This window comes from Micromonospora sp. NPDC005087, from assembly GCF_042872965.1.
In the GTDB taxonomy this organism is placed as follows: Bacteria; Actinomycetota; Actinomycetes; order Mycobacteriales; family Micromonosporaceae; genus Micromonospora.
The window spans coordinates 513-23049 of sequence record NZ_JBIALB010000018.1; the positions used below are offsets into that span (position 1 = coordinate 513).

At 75.0% G+C, this 22537-nt stretch carries 16 protein-coding genes; 14 read left to right on the forward strand and 2 right to left on the reverse strand.

Annotated features, from left to right (window positions below; genetic code table 11):
• Positions 1 to 1640: 1640 nt before the first annotated feature.
• Positions 1641 to 2657, forward strand: coding sequence for a hypothetical protein (locus ACFYPS_RS29845; RefSeq protein WP_387328714.1), 1017 nt, complete (start codon positions 1641 to 1643; stop codon positions 2655 to 2657).
• On the forward strand, positions 2654 to 3679 hold the full coding sequence (locus ACFYPS_RS29850; protein ID WP_354968507.1) for an HAD-IIA family hydrolase: 1026 nt from the start codon (positions 2654 to 2656) through the stop codon (positions 3677 to 3679). The genes ACFYPS_RS29845 and ACFYPS_RS29850 overlap by 4 nt, the downstream gene beginning before the upstream one ends.
• A gap of 31 nt (positions 3680 to 3710) precedes the next feature.
• Here ACFYPS_RS29850 and ACFYPS_RS29855 read toward each other — a convergent pair whose 3' ends face one another.
• The gene (locus ACFYPS_RS29855) at positions 3711 to 4049 is read right to left on the reverse strand and encodes an SCP2 sterol-binding domain-containing protein (protein ID WP_354968506.1); all 339 of its coding nucleotides are present in this window, start codon (positions 4047 to 4049) and stop codon (positions 3711 to 3713) included.
• A 111-nt stretch (positions 4050 to 4160) separates the two neighbouring features.
• On the opposite strand from ACFYPS_RS29855, the gene ACFYPS_RS29860 reads away from it, so the two are divergent.
• The 5 genes from ACFYPS_RS29860 (at position 4161) to ACFYPS_RS29880 (ending at position 10942) form a co-directional block, all read left to right on the forward strand.
• Positions 4161 to 4775, forward strand: coding sequence for a hypothetical protein (locus ACFYPS_RS29860; RefSeq protein WP_387328718.1), 615 nt, complete (start codon positions 4161 to 4163; stop codon positions 4773 to 4775).
• Between the two features lie 28 nt (positions 4776 to 4803).
• Positions 4804 to 5100 (forward strand): hypothetical protein, encoded by a 297-nt coding sequence (locus ACFYPS_RS29865; protein WP_354968504.1) that lies wholly within the window; start codon positions 4804 to 4806, stop codon positions 5098 to 5100.
• A 38-nt stretch (positions 5101 to 5138) separates the two neighbouring features.
• Positions 5139 to 6002, forward strand: coding sequence for a TlyA family RNA methyltransferase (locus ACFYPS_RS29870; protein WP_387328721.1), 864 nt, complete (start codon positions 5139 to 5141; stop codon positions 6000 to 6002).
• Positions 6003 to 6108: 106 nt separating this feature from the next.
• On the forward strand, positions 6109 to 6993 hold the full coding sequence (locus ACFYPS_RS29875; RefSeq protein WP_121656375.1) for an NAD kinase: 885 nt from the start codon (positions 6109 to 6111) through the stop codon (positions 6991 to 6993).
• Positions 6994 to 7219: 226 nt separating this feature from the next.
• Entirely contained in the window at positions 7220 to 10942 is a 3723-nt protein-coding gene (locus tag ACFYPS_RS29880; RefSeq protein ID WP_387328724.1) for a S8 family serine peptidase, read from the forward strand.
• Positions 10943 to 10985: 43 nt separating this feature from the next.
• Here the strand turns inward: ACFYPS_RS29880 and ACFYPS_RS29885 are convergent, their stop codons facing one another.
• A complete protein-coding gene (locus ACFYPS_RS29885; RefSeq protein WP_354968501.1) occupies positions 10986 to 12008 on the reverse strand; it encodes a helix-turn-helix domain-containing protein in 1023 nt (340 codons plus the stop codon).
• 102 nt (positions 12009 to 12110) lie between these two features.
• Here ACFYPS_RS29885 and recN point away from each other — a divergent pair, with 102 nt between their 5' ends.
• From recN to ACFYPS_RS29920, 7 genes are all read left to right on the forward strand, one after another.
• A complete protein-coding gene (gene recN / locus ACFYPS_RS29890; RefSeq protein WP_354968500.1) occupies positions 12111 to 13868 on the forward strand; it encodes a DNA repair protein RecN in 1758 nt (585 codons plus the stop codon).
• Between the two features lie 118 nt (positions 13869 to 13986).
• The gene (gene steA, locus ACFYPS_RS29895; protein WP_354968499.1) at positions 13987 to 15165 is read left to right on the forward strand and encodes a putative cytokinetic ring protein SteA; all 1179 of its coding nucleotides are present in this window, start codon (positions 13987 to 13989) and stop codon (positions 15163 to 15165) included.
• 27 nt (positions 15166 to 15192) lie between these two features.
• Entirely contained in the window at positions 15193 to 16137 is a 945-nt protein-coding gene (locus ACFYPS_RS29900) for a copper transporter (protein ID WP_354968497.1), read from the forward strand.
• Between the two features lie 121 nt (positions 16138 to 16258).
• Entirely contained in the window at positions 16259 to 17125 is an 867-nt protein-coding gene (locus ACFYPS_RS29905; protein WP_354968496.1) for a hypothetical protein, read from the forward strand.
• A 1-nt stretch (position 17126) separates the two neighbouring features.
• On the forward strand, positions 17127 to 18833 hold the full coding sequence (gene murJ / locus ACFYPS_RS29910; RefSeq protein WP_387328730.1) for a murein biosynthesis integral membrane protein MurJ: 1707 nt from the start codon (positions 17127 to 17129) through the stop codon (positions 18831 to 18833).
• A 59-nt stretch (positions 18834 to 18892) separates the two neighbouring features.
• Positions 18893 to 20014, forward strand: a complete 1122-nt coding sequence (locus ACFYPS_RS29915) for a glycosyltransferase family 4 protein (protein WP_354968511.1) — start codon at positions 18893 to 18895, stop codon at positions 20012 to 20014.
• A complete protein-coding gene (locus ACFYPS_RS29920) occupies positions 20014 to 22467 on the forward strand; it encodes a hypothetical protein (RefSeq protein ID WP_354968495.1) in 2454 nt (817 codons plus the stop codon). Before ACFYPS_RS29915 ends, ACFYPS_RS29920 begins: the two co-directional genes overlap by 1 nt.
• Positions 22468 to 22537 lie beyond the last annotated feature (70 nt).

Consider the following 22537-nt stretch of genomic DNA (forward strand, 5'->3'; position numbering starts at 1 on the left):
GCGACCGCGATGGTTCGCGGTCCAGCGCTCCGCGCGAGGGTGGCTTCCGTGGTGGTGACCGCGACGGTTCGCGCTCGGGTGGCTCCCGCGAGGGTGGTTTCCGCGGTGGTGACCGCGACGGTTCGCGTTCGGGTGCGCCTCGTGAGGGTGGCTACCGCGGCGGCGACCGCGATGGTTCGCGGTCCAGCGCTCCGCGCGAGGGTGGCTTCCGTGGTGGTGACCGCGACGGTTCGCGCTCGGGTGGCTCCCGCGAGGGTGGCTTCCGTGGTGGTGACCGCGACGGTTCGCGCTCGGGTGGCTCCCGCGAGGGTGGCTTCCGTGGTGGTGACCGGGACGGTTCGCGTTCGGGTGCGCCTCGTGAGGGTGGTTTCCGCGGTGGCGACCGCGACGGTTCGCGCTCGGGTGGCTCCCGCGAGGGCGGCTTCCGGGGTGGTGACCGTCGCGAGGGTGGTTTCCGTGGTGGTGACCGGGACGGTTCGCGTTCGGGTGCGCCCCGTGAGGGTGGCTACCGCGGCGGTGACCGCGAGGGCGGCGGCTTCCGTGGTGGCGATCGTCGTGAGGGCGGCTACCAGGGCGGCGATCGCAGCCGCTCCGGCCCGTCCCGCGAGGGTGGTTTCCGTGGCGGTGACCGCGAGGGTGGGTTCCGTGGCGGCGAGCGCCGCGAGGGCGGCGGCTTCCGTGGTGGCGACCGCGATGGTTCCCGGCCTGGTGCCCCGCGTGAGGGCGGCGGCTTCCGGGGCGGTGATCGCGACGGCGGGTTCCGTGGCGGCGAGCGCCGCGAGGGTGGCTTCCGCGGTGGTGACCGCGAGGGCGGCTTCCGCGGTGGTGACCGCGACGGTGGTTTCCGCGGTGGTGACCGTCGTGAGGGCGGTTTCCGGGGCGGTGACCGTCGCGAGGGCGGCGCGCCCCGCGAGGGCGGTTTCCGGGGCGGCGAGCGCCGTGAGGGCGGCGGCTTCCGCGGCGGTGACCGTCGCGAAGGTGGCGCGCCCCGCGAGGGCGGCTTCCGGGGCGGCGAGCGCCGTGAGGGTGGTTTCCGGGGTGGTGACCGTCGCGAGGGCGGCGCCCCGCGCGAGGGTGGTTTCCGTGGCGGCGATCGCCGTGAGGGTGGCGCGCCCCGTGAGGGCGGCTTCCGGGGCGGCGACCGTGAGGGCGGCTTCCGGGGCGGCGAGCGCCGTGAGGGTGGCTTCCGCGGTGGTGACCGTCGCGAGGGCGGCGCTCCCCGCGAGGGTGGCTTCCGCGGTGGTGACCGCCGTGAGGGCGGCGCTCCCCGCGAGGGTGGCTTCCGCGGTGGTGACCGCCGTGAAGGCGGCGGCTTCCGTGGTGGCGACCGCGATGGTTCCCGGCAGAGCGCCCCGCGTGAGGGCGGCGGCTTCCGTGGTGGCGACCGTGAGGGCGGCTTCCGCGGTGGTGACCGCCGTGAGGGTGGCTACCGTGGTGGCGACCGCGAGGGCGGCTTCCGGGCCGACGAGCGGCCGCGTCGCGAGGGTGAGTTCCGCCGCGATGACCGTGGTGCGGGCTCCGGTTCGTCCGAGGGCGGGCGCAGCCAGGCTCCGGCGTTGCCGGACGACATCCTCGCGACCGATCTTGACAAGGACGTTCGCGCCGAGCTGCTCTCGCTGAACAAGCCGGTCGCCGAGTCGGTGGCGCGGCACCTGGTCGCCACCGGCCAGTTGATCGACGAGGATCCGGCCGAGGCGCTGGCGCACGCGCTGGCCGCACGGCGGCTCGCGTCGCGCATCTCCGCCGTCCGTGAGGCGGTCGGCCTGGCCGCGTACCACGCGGGGGAGTGGCAGACGGCGATCGCCGAGCTGCGCACGTACCACCGGATGAGCGGACTGCAGAGCCACCTGGCCGTGCTCGCGGACTGTGAGCGTGCCCTGGGTCGGCCGGAGCGGGCCATCGACCTGTTCCGCGGCGCCGACCGGGACAAGCTGGACCAGGCCGTGGCGATCGAGCTGCTGATCGTCGCCGCCGGCGCCCGGGGCGACCTCGGGCAGAAGGACGCCGCCGTGGCGATGCTCCAGGTCCCGGACCTCACGAGCGAGGCCACCGTGCCGTGGACGGCGCGGCTGCGTTACGCGTACGCCGACGCGCTGCTCGCGGTGGGTCGGCGCGAGGAGGCCCGCGAGTGGTTCTCCCGCGCCGCTGACGTGGACACCGAGGGCGAGACCGACGCCGCGGAGCGGCTGCTGGAACTCGACGGCGTGCTCATCGAGGGCGACGACGAGGACGAGATGGCCGAGGAGATCGCCGCTGGTCCGGGTACTCCCGGCGCGGTGCCGGCTCGACCGGACACCGAGCTCACCGCCGGTGACGACGAAGACGACGACGAGGACGAGGACGACGACGAGGACGACGACGAGAACGACGAAGACGACCTCGACGAGGACGACGACCTCGACGACGACGACGACGACGAGGACGACGAGGACGACGAGGACGACCTCGACGACGAGGACTTCGACGACGACGAGGAGGACGGCCCTGCCGGTCGCTCCGGCGTCGACGAGGACCTTGACGGCGAGGACGAGGACCGTCACCCGGGTGAGGTCGAGGCGGACACCACCGCGGCCGATGCGGCTGGCGACGGCGACGCGGTGAACACCGACGGGAGCGCTCCGGACCGGGGTGACGAGTCGGGGTCGACGCAGCGGTGAGCGCGGATGCCGGGGAGCGGCTGATCGACGGGTACACCCTGGTCGTCTTCGACCTGGACGGGGTGATCTACCTGATCGACCGGCCGATCCCCGGTGCCGCCGAGGCGGTGGCCCGGCTGCACGCTGAGGGGCGGGCGGTGGCCTACGCCACCAACAACGCCTCCCGCCGGTCCAGCGAGGTCGCCGACCTGCTGACCGGGATGGGCGTGCCAGCCCGGCCGGAGGAGGTGCTCACCTCCGCTGCGGCCTCGGCGGAGCTGCTGCGCGACCGGCTGCCCGCCGGTGCGCCGGTACTCGTGGTCGGCGCGGAGGCGCTGCGCGCCGAGCTGCGCGCTGTCGGGCTGACCCCGGTCTCCCAGGCGGATGAGAAACCGGCAGCCGTGGTGCAGGGCTACGGTCCGCAGGTCGGCTGGGCCGAGCTGGCCGAGGCGTCGCTCGCGGTGCGGGCCGGCGCGATCTGGATCGCCACCAACACCGACCGGACGTTGCCCAGTGGCCGGGGCCCGCTGCCCGGCAACGGCTCGCTGGTCGCCGTGCTGCGTACCGCGTTGGAGCGGGACCCTGACGTGGTGGTCGGCAAGCCGGAGTCGGCGTTGTTCGAGACCGCTGCCCGGCGTAGCGACGGCGGCCGGGCGCTGGTCGTCGGCGACCGGTTGGACACCGACATCGAGGGCGCCCGGCGGGCCGGGCTGGACAGCCTGCTCGTGCTCACCGGTGTCAGCCGCGTACCCGACCTGTTGGCCGCCGAGCCAAAGCGCCGTCCCACGTACGTCGCGCAGGACCTGGCGGGGCTCTTCGACCCGGCCGCCGTGGTGCGGGTCCCGGGTCCGGCGGACGCTGGCGGCTGGTCGGTGACGGACCGCGACGGTGCGCTGGAGCTGGCCGGTTCGGGTCGGCCGTTGGACGCGTTGGCCGCGCTCTGCGCGGCGGCGTGGTCGGCCCCGGTGTTGCCGCAGATCCGCTCGGTGGGACCGGATGCGGCCCACGCGTTGGAGAGCCTCGGTCTGCCCGCGGGAGGATGACCCGGTCGCCGGCCGAACGCGCCGGCGTTCGTCAGAGCAGCTTGCGCAGCTTCATCAGGTCGAACGGGTTGGCCTTGATCGACACGCGGCGGGAGGCCACTGCCCCGGTGACGTCCAGGTCGCCGCGGACCAGGGCGAGCAGGTCGTCGCTGGACGTGCTCAGCGCGATCTTGGCCTTGGGGTCGTCGCCGTCGGTCAGCTCGACCAGCCGCCCGCCGCTGATCCGGCCGTGGAAAGCGGTCTCCAGGTCGGTGATCCGGCAGGCCAGCGTCCGGTCCAGGTCGATCCGTTCACGCACCGTCTGGGCGTTGCGATCCAGCCGGGCGGCCAGCTCCTGCAATGCCTGCCGGCACTCGTCCACGCTGGCCACATCTCCCCCTTTTTGATCGCCACGCCGTCCTCGGCACCGTACCGCACAGGACAGTCCGGGGTGCCCGGTAGCGTGGCACCTGCACACCCCGCCCCGCGGAAGGATTCAGGCATGCAGGACGCGTGGCGCGCCTACCTCGAACTGGCCATGGGCCTGGCGGAGGCGCCCCGGAAGAAGGCTCAGGACGTGGCGCGTCGCCTCGTCGGCTCCGGCGGCGCGACGGCCGCCCAACTCCAGGCACTCGGTGAGGAACTGGTCACCACCGGCGCGGCCAACCGGGAGGCGCTGACCAAGCTGGTCCGTTTCGAGGTCGATCGGGCCCTCGGCGCGGTCGGCCTGGCAACCGCGGATGAGGTGGCCGAGCTGACCCGACGGGTGCGCGACCTGGAACGGCAGTTGCGCGAGGCGCGGACCGCCGAGCCGTCCGGCGCGCCGCCGGCCGGTTCCACCGCACAGCCTGACCCGACCCGCGCCGCACAGCCCGACGCCGGTCTGGTGCCGTCGGACGGCGAGGCGGGCGCTCCGGTCTCCGCGCCGGTGGCCAAGAAGGCCGTGGCGAAGAAGGCCGTCGCCAAGAAGGCCATCGCGAAGAAGGCCGTGGCCAAGAAGGCCATCGCGAGGAAGCCACCGGCGACGATCAGCCGGACCACCGACGAGGCCCCGACTCCGGCGGACATGCCGACCAAGAAGGCGGTCGGCGAGCAGCGGCCGGACGACACCCGGTGAGCGTCGCGCCGACCGACCGGAGCCCTCGGTGACCGGTGGCGTGCGCCCGGGCCCGCCGCCCGGCGCGCGTCCAGGCCCGCAGCCGGGCATCCGGCCCGGTCCGCCCGCCAGCGGGTCGTTCGCCGCCCGACCGGGCCCGCCAGCGAGCGTCCGCCCGGGCCCGCCGCCGGAGCTGGGGGACGACGAGGCGCGGCACCCTGCCGTCGACGCCGCCGTGCAGGCCATGGCCAACGCGGCGACGCTCGCCCCGGCGGACCAGATCGCGCAGTACGAGGCGGCCTACGAGACGCTGCGGGAAACCCTCGCCACCATCGACCAGACCTGAGCGGGACGACCAGGCCTGAGCAGACCGGAGAACCACCCATGGCACGTCGTAACCGGCTGGACGCCGAACTCGTCCGCCGCGGTCTGGCCCGCTCCCGCGAGCAGGCCGCCGCGCTGGTGGAGGCCGGCCGCGTCCAGCTGCGCGGGGTGCCCGCGCGCAAGGCCGCCGCGATGGTCGACCCCGCCGACCCGCTGCTGGTCACCGGCGCCGACCCGGCCGAGGAGTACGTCTCCCGGGGCGGGCACAAGCTCGCCGGCGCGTTGGCCGTGTTCGGTCCCGCCGGGCTGACCGTCGCCGGCCGGCGCTGCCTGGACGCCGGCGCGTCGACCGGCGGCTTCACCGACGTACTGCTGCGCGCCGGTGCCGCCGAGGTGGTGGCCGTGGACGTCGGCTACGGGCAGCTCGCCTGGTCGCTGCGCACCGACGAGCGGGTCCGGGTCCTGGAGCGCACCAACGTTCGTACGCTCGACCCTGAGGTGATCGGCGGGCCGGTCGACCTCACGGTGGCGGACCTGTCGTTCATCTCGCTCCGGCTGGTGTTGCCGGCGCTGGCCGGCTGCACCCGGGAGGACGGCGACCTGGCGTTGATGGTCAAGCCGCAGTTCGAGGTGGGCAAGGACCGGGTCGGCGCCGGTGGTGTGGTCCGCGAGCCGGCGCTGCGCGCCGAGGCGGTGCTCGACGTGGCCGCCGCGGCGGCACAGCTCGGCCTCGGGCTGGCCGACGTGGCGGCCAGCCCGCTGCCGGGGCCGAGCGGCAACGTGGAGTTCTTCGTATGGTTGCGCCGGGGCGCACCGCCGGCCGACCCGCAGCGGGTGCGGGCCGTGGTGGCGGCCGGGCCGGACGGCCTGACGACGACCGGCGACGTGCCGGACGCGGCGGCGGCGGAGGAGGTCGCAGGATGAACGCGTGCAGCGAGCGTTCCGGGACGGCGCGCGGGACACGCGGTCGCACCGGGGCGGCGACGGCGACGGCTGGGCGTCGTCCCGCCGTGGACGGGCGGCCGCTGCGATGAGCCGGACCGCGCTGCTGGTGACCCACACCGGCCGTCGGCGCAGCACCGAGCACGCCCGCGCCGTCGCCGCCGATCTCATCGCCGCGGGGTTCGAGGTCCGGGTGATCGCCGAGGAGGCCGACGACCTCGACCTGCCCGGGGTGGTGCCGGTCGCCGGCCCGGAGGCCGCCGAGGGCGCCGAGATCGTCTTCGCGCTCGGCGGGGATGGCACGTTCCTGCGCGCGGCCGAGCTGGCCCGTCCGGCGAAGGCGCCTCTGCTCGGCATAAACCTTGGCAAGGTGGGCTTCCTGGCCGAGGCCGAGATCAACGACCTGGACACCGCGGTCCGTGACGTCGTCGGGCGCAACTACACGGTGGACGAGCGGCTCACCCTGGATGTCACGGCCGAGTTCGACGGTGGCCCGACCATCGAGTCCTGGGCGCTCAACGAGATCAGCGTCGAGAAGGGCGAGCGGGCGCAGATGCTCGAACTCCTCGTCGACGTGGACGGCCGGCCGCTGTCCCGTTACGGATGCGACGGCGTGGTCTGCGCCACCCCCACCGGCTCCACCGCGTACGCGTTCTCCGGCGGCGGGCCGGTGGTCTGGCCGGAGGTGGAGGCGCTGCTGCTGGTGCCGATCAGCGCGCACGCGTTGTTCAGCCGTCCGCTGGTCACCGCCCCGACGTCCACGTTCGTGATCACCGTCGACCCGTTCACCACCCTCGCCGTGCTCTGCTGCGACGGGCGACGGGTCTACGACCTGCCGCCCGGCGCCCGGGTCACGGTGCGCAGAGGCGCGCTGCCGGTGCGCATCGTCCGGTTGCGGGCCCGCCCGTTCACCGACCGGCTGGTCGCCAAGTTCGGGCTGCCCGTGCACGGCTGGCGCGGCTCTCGCCGCTGACCCGCCGCCCGGCACGGCATCGCCTCGACGGGGCGACGGGATCCCGGATGTCCGGTGGAAACCCGCCGGACATCCGACGGCCCGCCGTCCGCCGCCCGATGTCCACCTGGCGACATGTCGCTGGTGCGGCGCACCGCAGCTAGTGACCAGCCGACGCGCTGCGTCGCAGACTCCGATCGGTCGATCTCCCTGAGACCGGCCCCCCTGGAGTAGAGGAGCGCATCGCATGCAATGGCCCCCACGCTGGCTGACCGCCGGCGCGGTCGGCGCGCTGGTCGTCGGGCTCGCCGCACCGGCGTCCGCCGACCCGCCCGCCCGGCCCACCGGCCCGAACCCGGGTCCGACCGTCCCGGGTACCGCGCCCGTCCACATCACCCTCATCACCGGCGACCAGGTCGCACTGGTGCAGGCGGCGCCCGGCCGGCTGGCCGCCACCGTCCGCCCCGGCCCCGGCCGCGAGCGGATCACCTTCCACACCGTGGAGGCCGACGGCGGGCTGCGGGTGCTGCCCAGCGACGTCGTGCCGTACGTCTCCGCAGGGGTGCTCGACCCGAACCTGTTCGACGTGCAGGAGCTGGCCGCCGACGGGTACGGCGACGCCGCGCAGGGCGCGCTGCCGCTGATCGTGCGCTACCAGGAGCCGGCCGCCGGCCGGGTCCGGCCGCTCGCCGGCGCCACCGACGCCCGGCCGCTGGAGAGCATCAACGGCGCGGCGCTGCGGGTCGGCAAGGGTGACCTCGGCGGCCTGTGGACGACGCTGCGCGGCACCCCGCAGGCCCGTACCGCCGGTGCGCAGGCCCGGCTCGGCGCCGGCGTCGCCCGGATCTGGCTGGACGGGAAGGTCCGCCCGACGCTGGAGCACAGCGTGCCGCAGATCGGCGCCCCGGCGGCCTGGGCGGCCGGCCGGGACGGCAACGGCGTGAAGGTGGCGGTGCTCGACACCGGCGTCGACGCCACCCACCCCGACCTGGCCGGGCGGATCACCGAGGCGCAGGACTTCTCCGGCAGTGGCAGCGCCAACGACGGGCACGGCCACGGCACCCACGTGGCGGCCACCATCGCCGGCAGCGGCGCCGCCTCCGCCGGGCTGCGCAAGGGCGTCGCCCCCGGCGCGCGACTGCTGGTCGGCAAGGTGCTCGACGACGCCGGCTCCGGCTACGAATCGTCCATCATCGCGGGCATGGAGTGGGCCGCCCACTCCGGCGCGAAGGTCGTCAGCATGAGCCTCGGCGGCTCCGCCACCGACGGCACCGACCCGATGAGCCAGGCCGTCAACGACCTGACCGCCGAGACCGGGGCACTGTTCGTCATCGCCGCCGGCAACGAGGGCGCGGCGCGTACCGTCGGCTCGCCAGGCGCGGCCGCCGCGGCGCTCACCGTCGGCGCGGTCGACCGCGACGACAACCTCGCGGACTTCTCCAGCCGCGGCCCGCGGCTCGGCGACAACGGCCTCAAGCCGGAGATCACCGCGCCGGGCGTCGGCATCATCGCCGCCCGGGCCGCTGGCACCACCATGGGTACGCCGGTGGGGGACGCGTACACGACGGCGTCCGGCACCTCGATGGCCACCCCGCACGTCGCCGGCGCGGCCGCGATCCTCGCCCAGGAACACCCGGACTGGACGGCCGGGAAGCTCAAGGACGCGCTGGTGAGCACCACGAAGGCGAACCCGGCGCTGACCGTCTTCGAGCAGGGCGGCGGCCGGGTCGACGTGGCCCGGGCGCTCAGCCAGCGGGTGTACGGCTCGGGCACCGCCGACTTCGGTCGGGTGTCCACCGGCGGTGCGGCGGTCGAGCGGACCGTCACGTACACCAACGGCACGGCGGCCCCGCAGACCCTGCGGCTGGCCCTGGAGCTGCGCAACCTGGACAGCGGCGCGGCCGAGGCCGACGGGGTCACCGTCGGCGGCGGCGAGGTCACCGTGCCGGCGGGCGGCAGCGTGGCCGTTCCGCTGCGCGCCGACCCGGCGAAGCTGGACCGTGGCCCGCACGGCGGGTGGCTGGTGGCCACCGGCGCGGACGGCGTGGCGGTGCGTACGGCGGTCGGGCTCACCCTGAGCGGCCCGCAGCACACGGTCACCTTCCGGGTGCTGGACATGCAGGGGCAGCCGGGCATGTCGCCGGTGCTCACCCTCTTCGGCGAGCACCCCGAGTCCGACTACATCGGCTGGGCCGGCGGCGAGACGCAGGTGCAGGTCGAGGAGGGCCCCTACCTGGTCGAGGCGCTGATCGAGCACGGCGCTCCGCTGGACGAGCAGATCACCCTGGTCACCGACCCGGAGCTGATGGTCACCGGGGACGTCACCGTGGTGCTCGACCCGCGCAAGGGCACCCCGGTGCGGATCGAGACGCCGAAACCGACCGAGCAGCGGGCCGCGATCAGCTTCTACGAGCACCGGGTCTTCGGCAACGGCCGGCAGGTCGACCACGGCGTGATGACCTTCAGCACCATCCAGCAGGTCAACGTCACGCCGACCCGCGCGGTGCGCCAGGGCGAATTCGAGTTCGCCTCGCGCTGGCAGCTGGTCGCACCGATGGTGGACGCCCGGATCAGCGGATTCTCCGGTCCGCTGGACATCAACCTGATGGGTTATTCGCCGGCGCCGATCGGACGGCAGAAGCTGCCGCTGGTCTGGGCCGGCACCGGCACCCCCGCCGAGCTGGCCGGGGTGCGGGGCGCCGCGGCACTGCTCAGCGGCAGCCCGGATGTCTCCGAGGAGGAGCAGATCGCGGCGGCCGCGGCGGCCGGTGCGAAGTCGGTGCTCATCGTCCGCCCGGCGGACTTCAGCGCGTGGACCGTCTGGAACCCGGTGGGCGACCGGCTTCCCGTGCCCGCGATGGCGGTGGCGTACGACGACGGGCAGCGGTTGATCGCGACGGTCCGCAAGGGCCGCGCGACGCTGGACCTGACGCTGACCGTGGACAGCCCGTACCTGTACGACGTGTGGCAGGTCTCGAAGGGTCGGGTGCCGGAGCGGATCGTGCACACGGTCACCGCGAAGAACACCGCCGAGGTGACCGCCCGCTACGGTGACGTCGGCGGTTCGGAGTGGGCCACCGAGCAGCGGTTCGGCTGGCGTCCGTGGCAGGAGACCTCCTGGAACGACGACCAGCGGCTGGTGCGTACCGGCACCACCCGGCAGGAGTTCGTCAGCGCCGGTGACAACTGGTGGCAGCACCAGGTCCTGCACAAGCTCACCTGGTCCTGGGGTCGTCTGCTCGGCGGGCTCACCCAGCAGCCCCGGCGGTACGACGCTGACGACCGGGACACCGAGAGCTGGCACGTCCCGGTGGTCCGTCCGGCCGTCCCGGCCGGCGCTGCGGTGCCGGTGCCGTCCCGCACCGGGGACACGTTGGACCTGCGGGTGGCCGAGTATGTCGACGCCGACGGGCACTACAGTCCGGCCGGCGGCAGCGAGGAGTCGGACTCCGTCGAGGCCCGGCTCAGTCGGGACGGGAAGCAGATCGCCGACCTTTCCGGCGGGTGGGCACCGGTGCACACCACGGCGGAGTCGGCCCGCTACCGGCTCGACCTGACCACGCGGCGGTCCTCGGACGAGTGGCGCTACGCCACCCGTACCGAGACGGCCTGGCAGTTCACCTCGGCCCGCCCGGCCGAGGAGAAGGCCCGGCCGCTGCCGCTGCTTCAGGTCGACTACCAGGTCCCGGCCGACCTGCGCGGCCAGGTGGCCGGCGGTCGGACGCACCGGCTGGGGTTGAGCCTGCGCCAGCCGGCGGGCGTGCCGGCGCCGACCGGCACCAGCCTGCGGGTCGAGGTGTCCTTCGACGGCGGGAAGACCTGGCGCAAGGTGCCGGTGAAGGGCTCCGGCACCCGGTTCACCGCCACCGTCCCGGCCGGCCGGGGCACGGTGTCCCTGCGGGTGCACGGCAGCGACCGGGCCGGTAACACCGTCGACCAGACCGTGGTCGACGCGTACGGGCTGCGCTGACGCGCGCGGGGCGGGGCGGCCGTGGGCCGTCCCGCCCCTTCGCTCAGATCCAGCCCCGCCGGGCGACCTGGAAGGCCAGCCCGGGCCGGGTGTCCACGCCGGCGGCGGCCATCAGGTCGGCGAGTCGGCGCTGCACGGTCCGACGGCTCACCCCGAGTTGCGAGGCGATGGACTTGTCCGGCACCCCGGCCACGAACAGCGACAGCAGCCGCGCCTCGTCGGCGTCCGGTCGGTAGCCGTCGCCGGGGTGGTCGTCGGGGTCGTCGGGCCTGCGGCTCTCGGACGCCGGCACGGCCAGCGGGTCGTCCAGGCGCAGCCGGGTCGCCACCCGCCAGTGGCTCTCGAAGAGGGCGAGCAGCGCGTCGAGCAGTTGACTGCGGCCGATCACGGCGGCGCTCGGCTCGCCGCCGTCGCGGTCGGGCACGAGCGGGCAGATGGCGGTGCGGGCGTCCACGATGGCGAGTCGGACCGGCAGCCGGTCCAGGACGCGGGCCTGCTCGCCGGCGGCGACCCCCTTGGCCAGGTCGGCCAGCGCGCCCGGTTCCAGCAGCAGGTCCCGCTCGTAGATGGCCCGGTAGTTCACCCCGCGGGCCAGCGCGTCGAACTCCTCGACGTTCTCCGGGCCGGCCATCGCGAGGGGGTTCGTCCGGCAGAACCAGAGCACCTCGGTACGCGCCGAGTTCTGCAGATCGCGGAGCCGGTCCCGGAGCATCCGCGCCCCGGTGATCACCTCGACCAGGTGGTCACCGTGGTGACGGCGCAGCCCGGACCGGTACTCCTCGGCCAGTTGGGTGACCCGCCGCCGGGCCGCCTCCAGGTCCTCCTGTCGGCGCAGCAGCGCCGCGCCGAGGGCGACGTCCGGTGCCCTCGGGCGCAGCGGGGCGTCCGGGTCGGTGTCGGTGGGCAGCACCAGGCCCTTGATCCGTAGGGCCTCGACCTGCGCGACGACCTGCGCCCGCGGGCGTTGCAGCCGCTGGACCAGCTCGTCGATCCGGGCCGTGGTGAGCTGGAGCAGGCAGCGGTAGAGCTCCTCTTCAGCCGGGGTCAGGCCGATCACGTCCAACACGGGGCAGAACTGTACGTCGGCCCGGTGCCGGCCGTACGGCGACCTGCCCCGCGGCTCCGTCGGCTGGTCAAGTGTCGGGCCACGCGTCTACTGTCGGTTGCTGTGCTGGAAGAGCTGCGCATCACCGGACTGGGCGTCATCGAGGACACCACGCTGCCGTTGACCGGCGGGATGAACGTCATCACCGGCGAGACCGGTGCGGGCAAGACGATGGTGGTCACCGGCCTCGGCCTGCTCTTCGGGGGCCGGGCCGACGCCGGGCGGGTCCGTGCCCAGCCCGGGCGGGCCGTGGTGGAGGGGCGGCTGCGCCTGCAGGGCCGGGTCGCCGACGCGGTGTACGCCCGGATCACCGACGCCGGCGGCGACCCCGACGAGGACGGTTCGCTGCTGCTGAGCCGCACGGTGACGGTGGAGGGCCGGTCCCGTGCCCACCTCGGTGGCCGGAGCATGCCGGTGTCGATGCTCGGTGAGGTGGGTGAGCAGGCGGTGGCCGTGCACGGCCAGTCCGACCAGCTGCGGCTGCTGCGCCCGGCCGAGCAGCGGGCGGCACTGGACCGGTTCGCCGGCCCGGCGCACGAGAAGCTGCTCGACGCGCTGCGCGAGGCGTACACCGGTTGGCGGCGGATCGTCGACGACCTGGCCGACCGCCGCCGCAACGCCCGCGAGCGCAACCAGGAGGCCGACCTGCTGCGGCTCGGCCTCGACGAGATCACCCGGGTCGATCCGCAGCCCGGTGAGGATGACGAGCTGAAGGCCGAGGCGCAGCGCCTCGAGCACGCCGAGGGGCTGCGTACGGCCGCGCAGGTGGCCCAGCAGTGCCTGGCCGGCGGCGCGGAGGCGGCCGACGAGACACCGGACGCGACGGCGCTGCTGGGCACCTCCCGGCGCACCCTGGAGGCGCAGTCCGGCACCGATCCGGCGCTCGGTGAGCTGGCGGCCCGGCTGGAGGAGGCGGCCACCCTGGTCACCGACGTCTCCGCCGAGCTGTCGGCGTACCTGGCGACGCTCGACGCGGATCCGGCCCGGTTGCAGCACATCTACGAGCGGCGGGCCGCGCTGCGCGCGCTGACCCGCAAGTACGCCGACGACGTCGACGGGGTGATCGCGTGGGCCGAGCGGGCCCGCACCCGACTGTCCGACCTGGACACCTCCGACGACCTGCTCGACGAGTTGGAGCGCGAGGGGCAGCGGCTGGCGGGCGAGGTGGCCGATCTGGCCGGTCGGGTGTCGGTCTCCCGACAGGAGGCGGCCGTCCGCTTCGCCGATCAGGTCACCGTCGAGCTGGCCGGCCTGGCCATGCCGCACGCCCGGATCGAGGTCGCGGTGCTGCCCCGCCCGGCCGGACGGTCCGAGCCGTCGCTGCCGGTCAACGGCGCCGAGGTGGGCATCGCCCCGGACGGCGGCGACGAGGTGGAGCTGCGGTTGCTGGCCCACCCGGGCGCGCCGTCGCTGCCGTTGCAGCGCGGCGCCTCCGGCGGTGAGCTGTCCCGGGTGATGCTCGCCATCGAGGTGGTCTTCGCCGGTTCGGGTGGCCCGCCCACGCTGGTCTTCGACGAGGTCGACGCGGGGGTCGGCGGTCAGGCGGCGGTGGAGATCGGCCGGCGGCTGGCCCGGCTGGCCCGCAGCCACCAGGTGCTGGTCGTCACCCACCTGCCGCAGGTGGCGGCGTTCGCCGACCGGCACCTGGTGGTGGCGAAGGACACGGGCGGCGCGGTGACCACGAGCGGTGTGCGGGTGGTGGAGGACACTGAGCGGGCCCGGGAGCTGGCTCGGATGCTCGCTGGTTTGCCAGATTCAGATCTGGGTATCGCCCACGCCGAGGAGCTTCTGGCCGTGGCGGCCAAGGAACGGCGGCCGTGACGCCGCGTATTGTGGGCGCAAGCACACCGGCTTGCGCCGACGTGTGCTTCCCTGGGTAGGCGGCCCTGCTCAGGCATGTCGCGACAGAAAAGCTGCCTCACATGCCAGGATGGTCACGATGCGTCTACCCACGTTGCGCCGGAACCGGATCGCGGAGCCGGGCAGAGTCCTCGGCACCGCGCGCCTCGATCGCCGGACAAAACGCCTGGTCGGTCGGCTACGGCCCGGTGACATCGCGGTCATCGACCACGTCGACCTGGACCGGGTGGCGGCCGATTCGTTGGTCGCCGTCGGTGTCGGGGCGGTGCTCAACGCCAAGCCCTCGGTCTCCGGCCGCTACCCGAACCTCGGCCCGGAGGTGCTGATCGCCGCCGGCATCCCGCTCCTGGACGACCTGGGGGAGGGCGTCTTCGAGCGGATCCGCGAGGGCGACCAGGTGCGCATCGAGGGCAACACGGTCTTCGCCGGTGACGAGCCGGTGGCGCACGGCAGCCTGCAGGACACCGAGTCGGTCGCCAAGGCGATGGCCGACGCCCGGGAGGGGCTGTCGGTGCAGTTGGAGGCGTTCGCCGCCAACACCATGGACTACCTCCGCCAGGAGCGCGATCTGCTGCTCGACGGCGTGGGCGTGCCGGACATCGAGACCCAGATCCAGGGGCGGCACTGCCTGATCGTGGTGCGCGGCTACGACTACAAGGCCGACCTGGACGTGCTGCGCCCGTACATCCGGGAGTTCAAGCCGGTGCTGATCGGCGTCGACGGTGGCGCCGACGCGCTGGTTGAGGCCGGATACACCCCCGACATGATCATCGGGGACATGGATTCGGTGACCGACGACGTGCTGCGCTGCGGCGCCGAGGTGATCGTGCACGCCTACCCGGACGGGCGGGCGCCCGGGCTGCCCCGGGTCAGCGGCCTCGGCGTCCCGGCGGTGACCTTCCCGGCGGCGGCGACCAGCGAGGACCTGGCCATGCTGCTGGCCGACGAGAAGGGCGCCTCGCTGCTGGTCGCGGTCGGCACCCACGCCACGCTGGTCGAGTTCCTGGACAAGGGCCGCGGTGGGATGGCCTCGACGTTCCTGACCCGGCTGAAGGTCGGCGGCAAGCTGGTCGACGCCAAGGGCGTGAGTCGGCTCTACCGGCAGAGCATCTCCGGTTCGTCGCTGCTGCTGCTGGTGCTCTCGGCGGTCGCGGCGATGGCCTCCGCGGTGGCTGTTTCCACCGTCGGGAAGGCATACCTGGGCGTGGCCGCCGAGTGGTGGGACAATCTGGTGTTCCAGCTGTACCGGCTCTTCTAGTTCCCGACCGATCAAGAGGCTGCAAGCGTGATCAACTTCCGCTACCACGTGGTGTCCCTCACCGCGGTCTTCCTGGCTCTGGCGATCGGCCTGGTGGTCGGCACGGCCGCCCTCAACGGCCCGGTCGCCGACTCGCTCAAGGAGCAGGTCACCGGGCTGCGCAAGGACAACCAGCAGTGGCGTCAGCAGGTCAACAGCATGGAGAAGCAGCTCGGGCTGGAGGAGGAGTTCGCCGAGCAGGTGTCCCAGGTCGTCCTCCCGGGCACCCTCACCGGCCGTCGCGTGCTGGTGCTCAGCCTGCCCAACGGGCGCGACCACACCGAGGGCGTGCTCAAGAAGATTCAGCTCGCCGGCGCCACCATCACCGGCCGGGTCGACCTGCAGGACAAGTTCATCAACCCGGACAACAACTCCAACCTGCTGGAGTTGGCCGTCACCGCCGCCCGGCCGACCGCGCAGACCACCGGCCTGCCCGGCAACGGGCACGGCGTGGAGACCTCCAGCGCCCTGCTGGCCAGCGTCCTGCTGGACCGGGCCCAGGGCACCGCGCCGGTCAGCGACGCCGACCGGCGGGCGGTACTCGCCGCCTACAACAACGCCGGCTACCTGACCACCGACGACAACAAGGTCACCGGGTCGGCCGAGGCCGTCGTCGTGGTCAGCGGGCAACCGTACGTCGACAAGGACTCCGACAAGCGCGACGAGTCGGTCGTCAAGATCGCCGAGCAGTTCGACCGGACCGGATCGATCGTGGTGAGCGGCAACGGCTCCACGGGCGGCAACGTGGTGGCCGTGGTCCGCGGCGACCCCGTGCTCTCCCAGACCATCTCCACGGTCGACAACGCCAACACCCTGCAGGGCCAGTTCGTCAGCGGCCTCGCCCTGGCGCAGCAGCTCACCGAGAAGAAAGCCGGCCAGTACGGCGTCGGTGACAACGCCGCCTCCGGCCTGTTGCCTAGACTGCCCCAGTGAGCGAACGACGTACCCCCGTGTCCGAAACCGACGAGGCGGCGCGTGAGCGAGCGCAGCGAGCGAACCTGAGGTACAGCAAGGCGGCGTCTTCCGCCGCTGCCGAGCGAAGCGAGGTGGCGGCGTGAAGGCGCTCGGCCGGCTGCTGATCGCCGGAGCCGGCGCCGCCGCCGCCCGGTACGCGCTGCGTGAGGTGCGTACCGCCCCGATCGGGCCAGCGCTGGAGCGCACCAACTTCCGCGGCCGCCCGGTGACCCTGGCCGCCGGGCCGGCGCTTGCCGCCGGCGCGGCCGCAGCCGGCGCGTTCGGCGCCACCAGCGCCGCCTCCGGCGGAGCCGCCCTGGTCGCCGGCCTCGGCGCGGGCGGCGTCGGGCTGTACGACGACGTGGTCGGCGCCCGCCCGGAGCAGAAGGCCGCGAAGGGCTTCACCGGTCACCTCGCCGCGCTGCGCGAGGGACGGGTCACCGCCGGGCTGGTCAAGGTCGTCGGGGTGGGCGCCGCCGGGCTGGGCGCCGCCGCGCTGCTCGCCGCCGATCCCCGGGTCGCCGCGCACCCGCGCCGCCAGCGCCACGGCGCGTTCGGCCGGGGCGTCGACGTGCTGCTCGGCGCCGGGGTGATCGCCGGCACCGCCAACCTGCTCAACCTGCTCGACCTACGCCCCGGACGGGCCATCAAGTCGGGGCTGCTGCTCGGCGCGCCCCTGAGCGGTGGCCCGCACGGCGGGATCGCCGCGGGCGCGGCCGGCGCGGCCGCCGGTCTGCTCCGCGACGACCTGGCCGAGGACGTGATGCTCGGCGACAGCGGCGCGAACGCCCTCGGCGCGGTGCTCGGCGTCGCGCTCGCCGCCCGGACCGGCCCGCTCGGCCGCGCCGGGCTGCTCGCCGTTCTCGCCGGCCTCACCGCCGCCAGCGAGAAGGTCAGCTTCACCTCGGTGATCCAGGGGACCCCGGGGCTGCGGGAGCTTGACGCACTGGGCCGGCGCGCCGACTGACGTGACCAGACCGGCACCCCTCGCCGGCGCCGGCCGGCTGGCCGGGGCAGCCGCGCTCATCGCCGTCCTCACCGTGCTCAGCCGGCTCGCCGGCTTCGGCCGTACCGCCGTGTTCACCTGGAGCCTGGCGCCCACCGACCTCGGCGGCGCCTACGTGGTGGCCAACGCGGTGCCGAACTTCATCTTCGAGATTGTCGCCGGGGGAGCGCTGGCCAGCCTGGTCGTACCGCTGCTGGCCGGTGCGGTCGCCGCCGGCGACCGGACGGCGGTGGCCCGGACCACCGGGGCGTTGCTGACCTGGACGCTGGCTCTGCTGGTGCCGCTCGCGCTGCTGGTCGTGCTGTTGGCCGGGCCGGTGATCGGGGCGCTGGGCGACGGCCTGACCGCCGCCCAGCAGCAGAGCGGGACCCGGATGCTGCGGGTCTTCGCCCCGCAGTTGCCGCTGTACGGCGTCGGCATCGTGCTCACCGGGGTGCTCCAGGCGCACCGACGCTTCGCCTGGCCGGTGCTAGCCCCGCTGCTGTCCAGCCTCACCGTGATCGTCGTCTACCTGGGGTTCACCTCGACCCAGGGCCGACTGGCCACGGTCGGCGGGGTGACTCCCGGCGGCGAGCTGCTGCTCTCGGCCGGTACCACCCTCGGCGTGGTGGTGCTGTCGCTGTCGCTGCTGATTCCGATGCGGCGGCTGCGCCTGCGGTTGCGGCCCGGGTTCGGGTTCCCCTCCGACGCGCGGGCCCGGGTCGGGGGCCTGGCAGTGGCTGGCGCGGTCACCGTCACCACGCAGCAGATCGCGCTGATCGTCAGCCTTCACCAGGTCACCTACGGCGCGCAGACCAACCCTGGGGTGTACAACCTGGCGCAGACCGTCTATCTGCTGCCCTGGGCGGTGCTGACCGTGCCGCTGGCCATCGCCGCGTACCCGACCCTGGCCGCCGCCCGCGCCGCCGGGGACGAGGACACCTACCGGGCGACCCTCGCCCCGGCCGTGCGTGGGGTGCTCCTGTTCAGCTGCCTCGGCGCGGCCGCGTTGATTGGCACCGCCGGGTCGATCGGGCAGGTCTTCTTCAGCAACGCGGCCACCGCCTCGACCGCCGCCGCCGCGATCATCGGGTTCGCGCCGGGTCTGCTCGGCTACGGCCTCTTCGCGGTGCTCACCCGGGCGCTCTACGCCCGGGGGGCAACCCGGGCGGCAACCGTCGCCACGGCGGTCGGCTGGCTGGTGGTTCCCGCCGCCGTCCTGTTGCTCGGCGTGCTGCTGCCGCTGCGGGATCGGGTACTCGCGGTGACGGCAGCGAACTCGGCGGGAATGCTGGTGCTCGGGGCGCTGCTGCTCGCGGCGGTGTGGCGCGGCGCCGGCCGTACGGCGTTGGCCGGCGCGACCCGGGCCGGCGCGGCAGGCGCTCTGGCCGCAGTGCTCGCCGCGCTCGCCGGGCTCGGCCTCACCCGGTGGTTCGACACGCCGGGCGGCGGCACCCCGACGATGGTGGCGGCACTCGGTCAGGGCATGCTGTCCGGGGTTCTGGTTGGGGTCGTGTTCCTCGCCGTGGTCTGGTTCGTCGACCGGCGGGACGTACGGCCGCTGCTGGCCGGGGTGCTGCGGCGTCTGGGCCGGGCGGGACGGCGCGGGTCGCGGGACGGGGCCGGCACGCCGACGCCGGGCGCGGTCCCCCCGGAGCAGGACGACGGGAAGGAGACGGTGGTCCGGTGAGCGCGAGGAGTGAGCCGTCTCAGCCCGTCCTGCCCACCGGATGGTCGGGCAGCGTTGCGATGGTGCTCGCCTCCAGCACCGGCGGGGTCGGCCAGCACGTCCGCTCGGTGGCGCGCGGGCTCGTCGCGGCCGGTGCCACCGTGCTGGTGTGTGGGCCGGCGGCGACGCAGGAGCAGTTCGACTTCGCCGGGGTCGGCGCGCGTTTCCAGCCGGTGGAGATTCCGGCCAGCCCGACGCCGGCCGACGCTCGCGCGGTGCTCGCCCTGCGCCGGGCGCTCGCCGCCGCCCGGGTCGACGTGGTGCACGCGCACGGTCTGCGCGCCGGGCTGGTGGCCGTGCTGGCCCGTCCGGCCGCCCCGCTGGTCGTGACCTGGCACAACGCGGTGCTCGCCGGCGGGTTGCGGGGCGGGATGTCCCGGCTCGCCGAGCGGGTGGTGGCCCGGGGCGCCCGGGTGGCCCTCGGGGCCTCCGCGGACCTGGTGGAACGGGCCGCCGCGCTGGGTGCCGCTGACGCCCGGCTCGCCCCGGTCGCCGCGCCGACGCTGCCCGCGCCGCGTCGACGCCCCGCCGCCGTGCGGGCCGAGTTCGGTGTCCGCCCGGACCAGCCGCTGATCGTCTCGGTGGGCCGGCTGCACCCGCAGAAGCGGTACGACGTGCTGATCGACGCGGCGGCCCGCTGGCGTACCCGTACTCCACCGCCGGTCGTGGTGATCGCCGGCAGTGGCCCGGCCTACCTGCCGCTGGCCGCCCGGACCTCGGCGGCCCGCGCCCCGGTGACCCTGCTGGGGCACCGCACGGACGTGGCCGACCTGCTCGCCGGCGCCGACCTCGCGGTGGTGACCAGCGACTGGGAGGCCCGGCAGCTCTTCGCCCAGGAGGCGCTGCGGGCCGGCGTACCGCTGGTGGCCACCGCGGTCGGCGGGCTGCCGGAGCTGGTCGGCGATGCCGCCGCGCTGGTCCCCGCCGGCGACGTGGACGCCGTCGACGCGGCGGTGCGCGTGTTGCTCGACGACCCGGCGGCCCGGGCCGAGCTGGGCCGGCGCGGCGCCGAGCGGGCGGCGACGTGGCCCACCGAGGCGGACACCGTGGCCGCGTTGGCGGCCCTCTACGCCGAGTTGGCAGCGACGCCCACCGGCCCGGCGACCCCGGATTCCGACGCCCCGATGACGGGACACCGGTGATGCTGCGCCGACTCGCCCCCGCCCTGTTGACCGTGCTCGTGGTGGCGTTGGGCGTCACCGCGCTGTCCGCGCGTCCGCCGCAGGGCAGTCCGGAGCGCACCGCTGACTTCGTGGTGCTCGCCGGGATCGCGGGGCTGCGCTGGGAGGACGTGGATCCGCAGACCACTCCGACGCTGTGGCGGATGGCCCAGGACGGCTCGATCGGCTCGCTGTCGGTGCGCTCCGCGCACCGGCCCACCTGTCCGGTGGACGGCTGGTTGACCCTGGGCGCGGGCAGCTTCGCCGCGTGGAACGGCAGCCGGTCGGCCGGTGGCTGCCCGCCGGCCGGGGTGGTTGTGGAGCAGCCGGACGGCATCGGCGCGAACCTGCCCGATCAGGAGAGCGTGGTCCAGTACAACCAGCAGCGGCTGCCCTGGGACACCATGCCCGGGTCGCTGTCGGAGTCGGTGCGCTGCTCGGTCGCGGTCGGTCCGGGTGCGGCGGTGGCCGCCGCCCGACCGTTCGGCCGGGTCGACCGGTACGCGTCGGGGCTGCCGGCCGATCCGCGCGCGCTGCTCGGCTCGTGCGTGCTGAGCATCGTCGACCTCGGCACGGTCGACGGGACCGACCCGGCGGCGCGCGCCGCGGCGGCCCGCTCGGCGGACGCCCAGCTGGCCCGGGTGCTGGCCGCCCGGCCGCCGCGTTCACTGGTGCTGGTCGCCGGGGTCTCCGACACCGCCCAGCCGTCCCGACTGCACGTGGCGGTGGCCGACGGGCCGGGCTGGGAGCGGGGCTGGCTCACCTCGGCCAGCACCGGCCGGGACGGCTACCTGCAACTTGTCGACCTCGCGCCGACCGCGCTGGCCGCGCTGGGCCGGCCGATGCCGGAGCGGCTCTTCCTCGGCCGGCCGGCGGTCAGCACCGGCGGCCGCCCGGCCGACCTGGCCGAGGCGATCACCGTGCCGGCCGACGCGGACCAGGAGGCGGCCGCGCAGCGGACCGTCTCCGGCCGGTTCTTCACCCTGCTCGCCGGGTTGCAGGTCCTGCTGGCCCTCGCGGTGCTGCCGCTGCTGCGTCGGGCCCGCCCGCACGCCGGGCCGGCGGGGCCGACGCCGGCGCCCGCGCGGGTCGTGGCGGTGGTGGAGCTGCTGCTGGTGGCCGCGGCGTTGACCGTGCCGGCGGCGCTGCTCGCCGACGCGGTGCCGTGGTGGCGCGGCGAGCATTCAGGTTGGATCTTCGCCGGGGTCACCGCGCTGCTGGTGGCGGCCGGCACCGCGGCGGTCCGGTTCGTCCCCGGGTACGCGGGCACCCTCGGCCCGTTCGGCGCGGTGGCCGGCCTCACCACCCTCGTCGTCGGGTTGGACGTGCTCACCGGGGCCCGTCTCCAGCTCAACGGCGTGGTCGGCTACTCCGCGTTGCAGGGTGGCCGGTACTCCGGCCTGAGCACGGTCGGGTTGGGGGTGTTCCTCGCCGGCGCGCTGCTGAGCGCGGGCTGGCTCGCCCAGCGGGTGCACCGCACCTGGCGGCCGGCGGTGATGGTGGCCGTCGGTGGTCTCGCCGTCGTGGTGGTCGGCAGCCCGTACCTGGGCGCCGATCCGGTCGGCGCGATCGCGTTGACCGCCGGGCTGAGCGTGGCCGCCGCGATCAGCGCCGGCGGCTGGCTGACGATCAGCAGGCTGGCCTGGGCCACCATGGCCGCCCTGGCGGTCGGCATCGGCTTCGCCGTGGTGGACCTGCGCCGTCCGGCGGCGGAGCGGGGCAGCCTGGGTCGGTTCCTGTCCGCCGTGGGCGACGGCACCGGCGGGTTCACCGTGCACCGGTCCAGCGCCGCGAACTTCGAGACGCTGGTCAACAGCCCGCTGACCCTGCTGGCTCTGGCCGGTGGCCTGCTGGTGTGGTTCGCCCTGTTGCAGCCGTGGGGCGGGCTGACGCGACTGTTCGGCATCTACCCGGCCGTCCGGGCCGCGCTGGCCGGTACCGCGGTCGCCGCGGTGCTCGGTGGCGTGCTCGACGGCGCGGCGCTGGACATCGCGGGGGCCGCCGCCGCGGTGGTGGTGCCGGTGGCCGCGCTGGCCTCGCTGCGGGTGCTCCGGCACGCCGCGGACCGCACCCGCCCGGGCGGGGGGCGTGCCCGCGACGACGGCGCCGACGACGATTCCGGCTTCGGCGGGACCGGGCCGGCTGGTGGCGGTGACGGCCCGACCGGCGGTGGTGGGCCCCTGGGCGCGGTTCATCCCCGCCCGATCAGCGGCCCGCCCGCCGGCCCACCAGGAAAGGCCGGGCGACCCCCGGACGCGGCCACGCCGGCGGAAAGCGCGCCCGACGACCCGGACACCCCGGAGCCGGACGCCCCGGCGGCGCCGGCGCAACGACCGGCCGACCCGTCGGAGGCCGACCCCTCGGACACCGCGCCGACGGTGGCGCGGCCGCCCCGGCAGGTCACCCGATCATCGACCGAGGTTGCCGCCCCCTGAGTGCCGGGACGCCGTCGTGGTGCCCCGAGGTGTCGCACCCGGGTGCGGCCTGCGAGTACCCGTCCGGGAG

Coding starts and splice junctions, on each gene's coding strand:
- ACFYPS_RS29860 (WP_387328718.1), top strand. CDS start 4,161: ATGCAGGACGCGTGGCGCGCCTACCTCGAACTGGCCATGGGCCTGGCG.
- ACFYPS_RS29870 (WP_387328721.1), top strand. CDS start 5,139: ATGGCACGTCGTAACCGGCTGGACGCCGAACTCGTCCGCCGCGGTCTG.
- ACFYPS_RS29875 (WP_121656375.1), top strand. CDS start 6,109: ATGAGCCGGACCGCGCTGCTGGTGACCCACACCGGCCGTCGGCGCAGC.
- ACFYPS_RS29880 (WP_387328724.1), top strand. CDS start 7,220: ATGCAATGGCCCCCACGCTGGCTGACCGCCGGCGCGGTCGGCGCGCTG.
- steA (WP_354968499.1), top strand. CDS start 13,987: ATGCGTCTACCCACGTTGCGCCGGAACCGGATCGCGGAGCCGGGCAGA.
- ACFYPS_RS29915 (WP_354968511.1), top strand. CDS start 18,893: ATGGTGCTCGCCTCCAGCACCGGCGGGGTCGGCCAGCACGTCCGCTCG.
- ACFYPS_RS29920 (WP_354968495.1), top strand. CDS start 20,014: ATGCTGCGCCGACTCGCCCCCGCCCTGTTGACCGTGCTCGTGGTGGCG.